The sequence below is a fragment of the Nostoc sp. genome (assembly GCF_036919675.1).
Lineage (GTDB): Bacteria > Cyanobacteriota > Cyanobacteriia > Cyanobacteriales > Nostocaceae > Nostoc.
Genome location: NZ_JBALCP010000016.1, coordinates 1 through 11,728 on the forward strand (window position 1 = coordinate 1; position 11,728 = coordinate 11,728).

An 11,728-nucleotide genomic window follows, 5' to 3' on the forward strand; every position below is an offset into this window, starting at 1 on the left:
AATGACAGTAATCTGCTGTCGGGCTGGGTTAGTTATTTACGGACTGATTACCGTGATTCACTAACCAACGAATCGCACGCCCATATGAAAGATGCATCCCTGACATCAGATAGTGACAGCGATGGCTGGTTTGATTTGGAACTTTCAGGAAATCCCCAAAAACTGACAAATAGCCTATCTTACTTGCAAGGATTGGGAGTGAATTTGCTGCAACTAGCCATCGCCAACAACATTCAACTCAACCAGCACTCTCTACCTTTCCCAAATCCAGCTAGCAAACTGAGTCCCAAAGACTCTGCATGGCTGACAAATCAATGGCAAGAACAATTCCAGCAATGGATTTCTACAGGTCAAACCAATCGATTGCGCTTGCAACTGTGCGTCTTAAAATCTTATTATGAGGAACCTGTAATTTCCGAGTTAGTTTCTCGTTATGGACTAACAGTCAATATCACCAGTGCTAGACTTCAACCCGATACGCAAGATGACGGCTGGTTTGACTTGGATTTGTGGGGGAGAACAAAGCAACTCTACTCTAGTCTGAGTTATTTGGAAAACCTGGGGCTACCAATTTGGCTGGATTTGTCTAGCGTTTATAGCGATCGCTAACTGAATAATTAAAATTATCGCAATCCTCAGATCCATGAATTGTTAGATAAGTTGAGGATCTGGTTGTTCAGAAACCATTTATAAAGTAAATCAAAAGTTAGGGTGTGTTAAGACTTTAGGGATTGACAAAAAATAAATTATCCAAAATTATTTGTACATTTGTAGGGGCACAAGGCCTTGCGCCCCTAAGATGGGATGTTTTTTTAACTTTGAGATGCTCCCTGGCTCCCCTACAGTAATTTGATTTTTACTTTATAAATGACCTCTGACGAATGATTACTGAATTAATTCATGGAAAACAAAAAACCTAGTATCAATATTTTTTGTAACCATCAAATTTATTAGTAGGGTAATTATGAATTATGCTGACGGCGATGGCTGGTTTTGCTGAAATAATCTAAATTTCGTAGTACCAAATTTCTTCTTCTCGCAGCACAATTCGATGTAGGGAAAGGCGATCAATCAAGCCTTCTTGCTCAAACTGCCCAAGAACACGAGTGATGGTTACACGAGTTGAACCGAGCATTTCCGCCAGGTCTTCATGAGTCAGACGCATATCTATTAAACGTCCCTTCTCAACTTCCGAACCAAACTTTTTGGATAACCATGCCAACAGCTTGATGAGCATATTATCCACTTTTTTATGGCTACGAATAACCATCAATTCTTGAGCTTGTTGGATATGAGCAAGTAGAGTTTCTGTTAGTTGAGTCCATTCCTCTAAACGTAAGACCGTCGCCTCCACTTTAGTTAAGCATTCCATCTGATAAGGTTCTAATTTTGACAAAGCCTTACCAACGATATCTCCAGGCCCCCACAATCCCAGAGCGACAGTTGTACCATCTTCCAGATAGGTAAAAGTCCTGACAAAACCCGTTTCAATCTTCCAAAGTCCGTTTTGATGCTCTGGTAGGAATGACCGACGGGCAAAAACTTGCTTAGTATTATTACTGATTAAGTTAGCAAAGCTTGTGTACAAAGACACCATATATAAAACTATTTTCCGATAAATTAACCGTAGTATTATATATTTATATCAGGTTCTAAGAGTTTATGAGTATTTTAAAGAGGGGAGTGGGGAGATGAGGGGCAGAGGGGCTGAGGGAGAAAGAATAACTAAATAATGCCCCATGCCCCATGCCCAATGCCCAATGCCCAATGCCCAATGCTTTAAATTAAATTCCCGCACCATCAAGAAAATCTTCAATTATCCCATCAGAATTTTTGCTCTTAGGGTTGTCAATTTGTTGGTCGCCAAGCTCAGTTGGGGACAAACTTGATTGATCTTCTAGCTGCTCGAACTCTTTCTCTAAAGCCTTGACGCGTTCAAATAGAGCGCGGATTACTTCAGCTTCTACGTCACGGACTTTATCATGATCCAGAACATTGGTAGGTAAGTTGTTCTGACGAGTCACACGCCCTGGAATCCCAACTACAGTAGTGTTACTAGGCACATCTCTCAGCACCACAGAACCGGCTCCAATCCGGACGCGATCGCCAATTTGAATATTTCCTAAAACCTTCGCACCCGTTCCCACAACTACATGAGAACCTAAAGTTGGATGGCGTTTGCCGCTTTCTTTCCCCGTCCCGCCGAGGGTGACGCCTTGATAAATTAGGGCATAGTCGCCCACGATCGCTGTCTCACCAATCACTACTCCCATTCCGTGGTCAATAAACACTCCCTGACCAATTAATGCCCCAGGATGGATTTCAATTCCGGTTAAAAACCGACTAATATGAGAGATAAACCGAGGTATGAAGGGAATTCCCATTTTATGCAGCCAGTGTGCCAATCGATGAAACACTAGGGCATGAAGTCCAGGGTAACAGAACAATACTTCTAGCCAGTTACGGGCTGCTGGATCACGCTCAAAAATGGTTCGCAAATCAGTTAGTAGCATACTCAGTTGAGATTTTCGTTGGTAAGTGAGGCTCTGAAAACAGAAACTCAGGATAATTCCCACAAAAAGATTAAGTCAATCATGGGAATTGTGTAAGATAATAATCTACGGTAAGTCGATAGAGTAAAGTGTTTTTGTGGGTAGTAAGTGGGATGCTATCACATTCCACACTTTCAGAAAAATTAATTTCGCATAAACTGCGATAAGTCCCTCAATTCACCGTAGTATATTGAGTACAGTCTTGAATAGCCAAAACTACGCTCTCTTGGATCTGTCTTCCAAAGTGGAATACGCGCTGCTGGCACTCTTAGAACTGGCAAGCCACCACGGAAAAAAACTTCCTTTGACCATGAGCGAGATCACTGCCAAGCAACCCATACCTGAACGCTATTTGGAACAAATTTTGACCAACCTCCGGCGTGCTGGTGTGGTGCAGAGTCAACGCGGCTCTAAAGGAGGTTTCGTTTTAGTTCGTGAACCCTGGCAGATCACAATACTTGAAATTGTCACTTTGGTCGAAGGCGAGCGGAAAGAGAAAGATACCTCTGATTCTTCCACTCTGGAAAAGACTCTGGTATATGAAGTTTGGGAGCAAGCCAACGCTGCCTCAATTGAAGTTTTGGGGCGCTATACACTCCAAGACTTGTGCCAGGAAAGAGAAACTCGCGCCCAGCAAAGTCCAATGTATTATATTTAGACACGACGGAGTACTCACATGCGGATAGCCAAAGATATCACAGAGTTAATCGGACGGACTCCTTTAGTTCAATTAAACAAGATTCCCCAAGCTTCGGGAGCGGTTGCTCAGATTGTGGTGAAGCTAGAAAGCATGAATCCAGCATCTTCTGTGAAAGACCGGATTGGCGCGAGTATGGTGGAAGCGGCAGAGGAAGCAGGCTTAATTCACCCCGGAAAAACCATTTTAGTGGAGCCGACTTCTGGGAATACAGGAATTGCGCTGGCGATGGTGGCGGCCGCTAAGGGGTACCATCTCATTCTAACGATGCCTGACACAATGAGCCAGGAAAGACGATCCATGCTCAAAGCTTATGGCGCTCAAGTAGAGTTAACGTCAGGGGTAGAAGGGATGCGAGGGGCGATTGGTCGTGCAGAGCAGATTTTAGCTCAAACACCCAATGCTTATATGTTGCAGCAGTTCCGCAACCCCGCTAACACGAAAGTTCACGCCCAAACCACAGCAGAAGAAATTTGGGATGATACCGATGGACAGGTAGATATTCTTGTGGCAGGAGTGGGTACTGGTGGAACGATTACGGGAGTTGCAGAAGTTATAAAAAGGCGGAAGCCGAGTTTTAAAGCGATCGCAGTTGAGCCAAGCAACAGCCCAGTATTAGCAGGTGGAAAATCGGGGCCTCACAAAATTCAGGGGATCGGCGCGGGATTTGTCCCAGCAATTTACCGTTCAGAACTGGTAGATGAAGTGATTCAGGTAGCGGATGAGGAGGCGATCGCTTACAGCCGTCGCCTAGCAAAAGAAGAAGGATTGCTATCTGGCATTTCTACTGGCGCTGCTTTATACGCGGCTATTCAAGTGGCACAGCGACCAGAAAATGCTGGTCGCCTAATCGTCATGATCCAGCCTAGCTTCGGCGAACGCTACCTCAGTACCTCACTGTTCAAAGACCCAGAGGAGAATGAGTGGTTGAGTAAAGTTTGATTCCATATACCAATTTGAAATTTTAGATTTTAGGGACTGTTCAGTGTCTGCCTGTTTAGTGCCTATAGAATCCGTGAATGCTGTACCTTACAAACTCAAGATATCTACACACCCAAAGGAAACGTAAGACCACAGTTTGTCATCAGAAAATCAAACACCAAGGGGGAAACTTCTCAAATGGGCTTAATTATCTACTAGAATTTTCGCCAATTTCATCGGTACTTTCATTATTTTTCACCAAAATCATCAAACAAAAACAGCTAGCAGCTAGCTTTATTAAGCTCAAAGCTTCACTTTTTAATACAATAAAAGCGCCTAATCCTATAAGAACAAAAGGCACAAGATTATTAACGTAGCGAGTCAATACATCAGCTATGACTCTGTTGTTAGTTAATTTGTATGCGGCGTAGCACCAAACTGCTAACAATAGAAAAAATAATCCGATAATTACCACAAAACTCTCTAAGTTACTACTAGCAAATAAAGGCACATAGACACTAATATTATCGCTACCATTGGCAATTGTAACGGCTGCCACACTATAAGCTTGGGGAGAAAAAAAACTTGTAATTGTTGATGCTTCAGTTTCTTCTGTTACAGCTACAAATTCTTTTGATGAATCTTCTTCCCGATTCACTAAGCTACTGATACCTATGGACATTGGTAGTAAACCAAGTAATCCAATCCAGCTTTTTGATAAAACTAATCCACCAAATAAACCAGGAAGACTAAGGATCAACAGAAGCGTAAAACCTAGAAATTGACCAGCAACTATATGCCGGGGGCGAAAGTTAGCATTTATTTGAGAAAAAAACAACAATAGAATGACAATATCATCAATGTTAGTGGCAATGAATGCAATTGCCCCTGTAGTAATTGCAGTAACTAACTCGTTCATATTTTAAGAGAAACATAGACATGCTTTTACATCTTGGGGAGCATTCTACCCTACGGTCAGCTACTTTCTCTGACGCGATTCGTTCAAAAACTAATTTTCACTAATCATTAAGCAAGGCATCAAAAGCCGAAATTACATTACTTTACTCACAATTGAATTGTGGTAATTCTCGTTTCAGTTCAAATTGCTATAAGAGAAAGAGCTATTTGCAAAGATAAAATTCTCAAAGCCAGTTGTCGAAAGGGTAATCAGGTTTCCATTATTGTTAAAGGTAATGTTGGCAGGGTTTAGACTATTGCCAGAAATAACACCAGATACACTAACTTCAGAACGTTTGAAAGCGCTCACATCAAGGGTGTCAAAACCATTCCCGCCATCAACAATTGCAGACCCGAACCCTTTGAAGTAGTCATCCCCAGTCCCTAGTTCAAAGCGGATACCACCACCAATAGTGACTTTCTGTTGAACTTTATCGATATTACTGGTAGCGGTAACTTTGTCATTCCCATCGCCAGTCCTAATGATTCCTTGCCCATAAATACCATAGGCAGTACCACCAATTGTGGTTGTTGCTTGTCCAGTGAGGATGTCATGGCCATTACCAGTATCAATGATGCCGTCATTGAAGATGCCATAAGCTAGGGTGTTCGCTTCCAAGCTGTTTGCAGAACCCGTAATCCTGTCGTTGTTCTCACCAGTAGTGATAATAGCTTTTTTAACGTTCTGGATGCCGATGCCAGTACCACCTGTGCTGCTTTTTCTCCCCGTTTTATTGTTGCTGCCGGCAGTACCAGTGCCGATGAGCGTATCTTCGCCTTTGCCAGTATTGAGTTTATCACTGTTACTAATGCCGATTCCAGCACCGCCGTCGCCACTTTCACCTCTGATTATGCTGGGGGGGATGGAAGCAGTAGCGCCAATGATAGAACCTTCGCCACCAGTACCACCAGTGCCAGTCCCAGTGATAGTGTCATTTCCGTCCCCTACATCAAAACTGCTACTGTTGCTGATGCCGGTTCCAGTACCGCCTTTACCGCCTTTACCAGTAATGCCTCCCCCACTGGCGCCACTACCACCATTACCAGTGCCAGTGATAATGTCATTTCCCTCCGCTGCATCAAAACTACCACTGTTGCTGATGCCGGTTCCAGTACCGCCAGCAGTGCCTCCCCCAAAGATGCTGCCAATTATTACACCTTTGCTGTTTTTGGAAAAGTTGGCACCAATACCAGTGCCAGTGATAGTGTCACTTCCGCTCCCCGCATTGAGACTACCACTGTTGTTGATGCCGATGCCAGTACCAGCTTTGCTAAATTTGCTAAACGTGGCAGTACCAGTAGCTTTACCAGTAATACTGTCGTTTCCTGAAAATGTACTAATCACGCCTGGATTTAAAATATTAATACCAATCGCCACAGATGCATTTGACTCTTCTGCGACTAAAGTATCGATATCAGAAGTACCAATGAAATTAGGTGGAACTGTAAGTCTAGGCATTGACAAAATCCTCTCTATGAGAATAATTACTTTGTCATTTTAAAACTTAGTTGTGCCAGAAGGTTAAAATGATTCGTAATTGATAAAGACGTTAGCGAGTCTGCAAGCGTCATTACGAATTAGTAATTAGTTAATTTGGTATGGTGATAAATTGTAGGTTCTAAAAATCCAGCATGAGTAAGCTAGGGACAACCTTCAGTGAAGGGATAATTGCTTTCATAGCCACTAACATAGATGACATTATTATCTTGTTAATATTTTTTTCACAGGTAGATGTTAATTTTCGACGACGGCATATCTTACTCGGTCAATATCTGGGTTTTACAGCCATTATTATCGCTAGCTTACCAGGATTTTTTGGTGGATTGGTTGTACAGCGAGAATGGATAGGATTGCTAGGACTGCTACCAATAGCAATTGGGATTCAACAATTAATATATAGAAAAGAAGAAACTATAACAGTTCAGACAGTCAGCAGTGATTTTAGGGAGTCCACAGCTACCAACCCGGTATTATCTTTTGTTTTGAGTGTTTTGCATCCCCAAACCTATAAAGTGGCAGCAGTAACTGTTGCTAATGGTGGTGACAATATTAGTATATATATCCCTCTATTCGCTGGTCATGATCTTGCCAGCTTGGGAGTAATTCTAAGTATATTTTTTGTCATGGTAGGGGTTTGGTGTGCGATCGCCTATTTTTTAAGCCGTCAACCTACCATTGCTTATATTTTAAGTCGCTACGGTAAAGCTGTTGTACCTTTTGTATTAATAGGCTTGGGTCTATTCATTATCTATGAACGAGGTACATTCACCCTACTACCTTGGTTGAGAAGTTAATCAATGTTGGATGTTGAATGTTGGATTTAGAACCCCAATCTAAAATCTAAAATTTGTCATACCTGATGAACTAATTTCCAACTCACCATCATCAAGATGGCATAAATGATAAACCGTAGTGGGCGTTGTGGAGCTACCTGGCAGATTTTAGCGCCTAATAACACTCCTGGAACAGAGCCTAGCCATATAGGCACTACCAAACTCCAATCAACTGTTCCCAGGCTGAGGTGAGCGAGGGCTGTAAACAGCAGTAAAATTGCTGCGTGTGAAATATCCGTACCCACTAACTTCCGTGCATCAAGGCGGAAAAACCCAATCAGCACTAGGGCAAACATTGAACCTGAGGAGACGCTAGTTAGACCAACCAAACAGCCTAAAATTGCTCCTAAACTGATTGTCATGATCCGACCCAAATTAGTTTCTAAGTCTAACTTTGGGAGTTCAGGTAAATTAAATGTCGGGAAAAAAGTCAATAACAACAATTGCACTAGTGCTAATACTGTGACTAGCAAAATCATCCCGCCAAGCAAACGGAACAAGATGTTATCTAGGTTATACTCACCTGTACGTTTAATAAAGTGCAAAATCCCCACCCCGAACAGTGAGCCTGGAACACTCCCAAATGCCAGCCATTTGACAACTTCTATGTCAAGGGTTTTCTGTTCCCAATGTTTGACGCTACCAACAATCTTCATCAATGTGGCAGCCACAACATCAGAACTCACAGCGATGGAAGGCGGAACCTGAAAAACAAAAATTAACATTGGGGTGATGAGAGAGGCTCCGCCAATTCCCGTCAAACCAACGATGATGCCAACAAAAAAGCTTAAGAACGGTAGTAATAAATAGTGCATACTCTTGTGAGGTTTCAACAATCAGTTATCAGTTATCAGAGTCCTGTTGAGCCTCCCACTTCTATAAAGTGAGCAGCGTAGGTTAGGGTTTAAATCCCCAAACGAAGCCTTGATAATTGTTCACTGACTTAACTACGAGCAGCTAGAACTGAAAGTCAGCTAAAGCTTCACTGCTAGAGAGCAGCAACTGCGCCAAACTATAGCCCAGTGGTAGATAGAGCTAGTCATGGCAAGTTATTGTGTTTCTCAAAGGATGAGTGACACAAAGGTTATACAGCTAAAAGTTAGGGCAGAGAGAGGATTCCTGGACAACTTAAAACCTGTCTGAAAGTTTTTGGAAGCATGACAACTGGCACTTAGCCGAAACAGACTTTGATAACTGCTTAGGGGTCAGTTGTTCTGCTAAACTCAACTTCTAACTGTTTTTTCTGTGGTTTTACATGTAAAAGCCCGTAAGGCGATGCACTTACCGTATTTTACTTGTAAGCATGAGCAAACGTCCAGCGTATTCACGTTGTATATCGCTAGATTCTCTGGATAATACACAGCAGCCGATAAAACTTCTGAGGACTGATTGTAAAAAAAAATACCTACAATTTAATAACGATAGGGATAAGACGACTTATATGATGTCCGACTGATTAATTGTTATTGCATACTCCAAAGGATAACGCGTTCGCCTTGCTCTCCAGGAGAAGGGTAAGAACACGGTAGCGTCTTGTAGAGTTGCAATCTCCGAACCACAAGTGTATTGGAACTTTACGAGACGCACTCACGTTTGTTGCACTCGCAATGACATAGTTATATTTATTCGATTCACAGGTTAATGGATATGCGATCGCTAGATTCACTCATGATGAATTGAACTGGACAGTCTACCGTGTTGAGAGGAAAGACCACGATAAACACGAAGGACGTAATGTATATACTAATAGCGTAAAAAAAAAGCTTGTTCATCTAGGAAGTACAACCCAAATGGGATTAAACTAACAGATTCTCTTAGGTGAAATAAGGATTCGTAATTACATTGCTGGGATTATCGCTCTTTTATGTCTCTGGTGAGAAAAAAATAAGATGATAACTTTAAATCTTATTCAAAACCTGGGTTTGAACACTTGTTTAAGAATCATAATCAAAAATGGTTAAAGTGCAGCTTTTTTAGATAAATATAATACTACATTATATCTCTGGTTCTCGCAGCCATCGGGCAATCATGCCTGCCAAAACTCCACTGAAGAACCAACCAAGCTGTACCTAGAGCTTCTGCCAAACATCGTTTTGCTAATGAGTAACGATTCATGATAAATGCTATAACTAGCTAGTAATTTGCTATTTCTACCAAGACTATTGTCAAGCGAAGGTAGCGCAGCATTTTGGTCACCCTGCCGCAGCTATTAAGCAGCCGTACTATTAGCAATGTTAAAAGAAATACTGCTGCGGTCAGCGAAGCTAGTCCTGCAAAAGTTGGTTTTTTTTGCACTTTTTAGGTGGCTGACTCAATAACATTTCTCTGCACTGCTCAGATGCATAAGTTGGTGAGTTCTGATGGATTTTGATTTGTGAACAGCGAGATAGAATAGCACGAATACTTGATGAAATTCCGGCAATAATTTCTCGCCCAACACTTCAATCTGCTCAGAACCAGGATACATGGTTTATTGAGTATTACCAATAGGAGAATTAAGTTTAAGTTTAATATTCGTACCTTTTTTGAGAGCAACTTCTCCACCAGGGCTAGATAAAACAAAAGCAGCCGCAGCTGTACCACCTGCTAGTCCACCATGCTTGAATTTAGCTTGATTACCAAGAAAATGTCCGGCAACTGTACCGCCTAAAACAATGCCTGCATTTTGAATGAATTTACCTTTGGTTTTTGTTTCTAAGAGAGTGTTTGTTAAAGTAGCATCAATGGGATAAGATGCCCCATTTTTTAGTGAAATATCATCAAAAACCAAATGTAAACTCGCTTTTTTACCTTTGGCAGCTTTGACTACATCTTCCAGATGTCCTTGAATTTGACCATCTTTAAGAACTTGATCTCCTCCTTTCAAAGAATTCTTAATTTTTAATATAAAGTTGTCATTATTTTGATTTTTCCCTGTAGATATATTTTCTTGAAGAACAGTATCAAAACTTGTTCCTGTTGGTACGGATATTTGATTGTTAGACTGACTAGATTTACTATCAGTTATTGCAGTTTTGTTATTAGTAGGAGTGCTGTTGGTCTGGCTACTAGTTTTATTACAGGCGACTGTGCTACTCAAGAGAATAGCACTCAATAATAGTGGAAAAATTTTTTTCATGGCGACGGTATTGATGAAATGAATAATAACAAGACAATATTTTCAGAAAAACGAAAACTACATCAGCTAAAACTTTGTAATCAAAATCTGCTTACTTTCCAGATTATACTCCTAAAATTCATTATTACAAAAAGTTTATGAATATGAAATTGGAGATAATCCAAACTTTACCTAAAAGCTAAAAAAAAACTCAAAATTTTGATGATTTATTCAATATTGAAAGATATATAATAAAGAGGAAAGTTTCTGATCACCATTGCAAATAACAGTGGAGATCAAATCATAAATAATTAATTGGTTGACTTCACTGAAGAATGGTCAATAAAGAAACTTCAAAAATAAGCAAACAAGTAGAGGAGGGATAGGCTATGTCATACGTAGATCGAACTGGAGATAATATCGTTAGTGAACCAGTTGTTACTAATCAATTAGTCGATTATCATGACCGTGTTCGTTGGGGCCCGATAATATCTGGACTATTAATTGCTGTAGCAACTCAGTTAGTTTTGAGCGCTTTGTTTGGTGCAATCGGTGCAGGTTCTGTAGCAGAATCAGGTAGACCTAGAACAATTGCATCTGACGTTGCTGGTCATGTGGGAATTTGGTCAATTATTGGTTTATTGATTTCTCTATTGACTGGGGGCTGGTTAACAGCCCGTGCTTGTGGTCCAATGAACCGCAACACAGCTCTTCTCAACGGCGCAATTCTTTGGGCGACAACTTTGGCTTTAAGCTCTTGGCTTTTAGCAAGTGGTGTATCAGGTGCTTTTGGGATTGCGGCTTCAAATGCTGGACAAGTTATTAACCAGGTGCAACAGTCAGGTGGTCTGAATATACCGCAAAACGCACCGAATGTATCTGCTCAAGAAACTCGTGATATTGCATCAAATGTCCGTCAAGGATTGTGGTCGTTTGTATTCGGTTCCTTATTAGGCTTAGTCGCCTCCATGATTGGAGCTGCTGCTGGAGCTCGTAGCCCCCGCGTACAGAGAAGCGAAGTGTACAGAAGTGAAAGAGTAAGCTAACTGCCTAAGAATTGAGTAGCCAATCGTCAGTAGTCAGAAAAATATTTGCTGCTATCTAATTGGTACATGACTATCGTCGAGACTTGTGATCATTCCTTTCTATTCATATAGCAATCAGGAATCA

Annotated in this window: 11 protein-coding genes; 5 read left to right on the forward strand and 6 right to left on the reverse strand. The window is 41.3% G+C overall.

The window, feature by feature from the left end; genetic code table 11:
* The first annotated feature begins 15 nt into the window (after window positions 1–15).
* The gene (locus V7K49_RS01080; protein WP_335204219.1) at window positions 16–609 is read left to right on the forward strand and encodes an NIL domain-containing protein; all 594 of its coding nucleotides are present in this window, start codon (window positions 16–18) and stop codon (window positions 607–609) included.
* 397 nt (window positions 610–1,006) lie between these two features.
* Here the strand turns inward: V7K49_RS01080 and V7K49_RS01085 are convergent, their stop codons facing one another.
* Together V7K49_RS01085 and cysE are read right to left on the reverse strand one after the other, a co-directional pair.
* Window positions 1,007–1,597 (reverse strand): Crp/Fnr family transcriptional regulator, encoded by a 591-nt coding sequence (locus V7K49_RS01085; protein WP_335204179.1) that lies wholly within the window; start codon window positions 1,595–1,597, stop codon window positions 1,007–1,009.
* Between the two features lie 187 nt (window positions 1,598–1,784).
* The gene (cysE, locus tag V7K49_RS01090; RefSeq protein ID WP_442942314.1) at window positions 1,785–2,513 is read right to left on the reverse strand and encodes a serine O-acetyltransferase; all 729 of its coding nucleotides are present in this window, start codon (window positions 2,511–2,513) and stop codon (window positions 1,785–1,787) included.
* Between the two features lie 214 nt (window positions 2,514–2,727).
* Between cysE and V7K49_RS01095 the strand changes: the two genes are divergently transcribed.
* Window positions 2,728–3,210 carry an RrF2 family transcriptional regulator gene (locus V7K49_RS01095; protein WP_273769587.1) on the forward strand — a complete coding sequence of 161 codons (483 nt, stop codon included), beginning with the start codon at window positions 2,728–2,730 and terminating at the stop codon, window positions 3,208–3,210.
* An 18-nt stretch (window positions 3,211–3,228) separates the two neighbouring features.
* Window positions 3,229–4,191, forward strand: coding sequence for a cysteine synthase A (cysK, locus tag V7K49_RS01100; RefSeq protein ID WP_335204180.1), 963 nt, complete (start codon window positions 3,229–3,231; stop codon window positions 4,189–4,191).
* 187 nt (window positions 4,192–4,378) lie between these two features.
* On the opposite strand, the gene V7K49_RS01105 is transcribed toward cysK, so the two are convergent.
* Both V7K49_RS01105 and V7K49_RS01110 read right to left on the reverse strand, forming a co-directional pair.
* Window positions 4,379–5,089, reverse strand: coding sequence for a cadmium resistance transporter (locus V7K49_RS01105; RefSeq protein ID WP_335204181.1), 711 nt, complete (start codon window positions 5,087–5,089; stop codon window positions 4,379–4,381).
* Window positions 5,090–5,263: 174 nt separating this feature from the next.
* Window positions 5,264–6,586 carry a hypothetical protein gene (locus tag V7K49_RS01110; protein WP_335204182.1) on the reverse strand — a complete coding sequence of 441 codons (1,323 nt, stop codon included), beginning with the start codon at window positions 6,584–6,586 and terminating at the stop codon, window positions 5,264–5,266.
* Between the two features lie 173 nt (window positions 6,587–6,759).
* Here V7K49_RS01110 and V7K49_RS01115 point away from each other — a divergent pair, with 173 nt between their 5' ends.
* Complete coding sequence (locus V7K49_RS01115) at window positions 6,760–7,422, forward strand: cadmium resistance transporter (RefSeq protein ID WP_335204183.1); 663 nt, start codon at window positions 6,760–6,762, stop codon at window positions 7,420–7,422.
* Window positions 7,423–7,478: 56 nt separating this feature from the next.
* On the opposite strand, the gene V7K49_RS01120 is transcribed toward V7K49_RS01115, so the two are convergent.
* Both V7K49_RS01120 and V7K49_RS01125 read right to left on the reverse strand, forming a co-directional pair.
* Window positions 7,479–8,276, reverse strand: coding sequence for a sulfite exporter TauE/SafE family protein (locus V7K49_RS01120; RefSeq protein WP_335204184.1), 798 nt, complete (start codon window positions 8,274–8,276; stop codon window positions 7,479–7,481).
* A 1,655-nt stretch (window positions 8,277–9,931) separates the two neighbouring features.
* A complete protein-coding gene (locus tag V7K49_RS01125; RefSeq protein ID WP_335204186.1) occupies window positions 9,932–10,579 on the reverse strand; it encodes a hypothetical protein in 648 nt (215 codons plus the stop codon).
* Window positions 10,580–10,947: 368 nt separating this feature from the next.
* Between V7K49_RS01125 and V7K49_RS01130 the strand changes: the two genes are divergently transcribed.
* Window positions 10,948–11,604: a hypothetical protein gene (locus V7K49_RS01130; RefSeq protein WP_335204187.1), complete on the forward strand. Its 657-nt coding sequence runs from the start codon at window positions 10,948–10,950 to the stop codon at window positions 11,602–11,604.
* Window positions 11,605–11,728 lie beyond the last annotated feature (124 nt).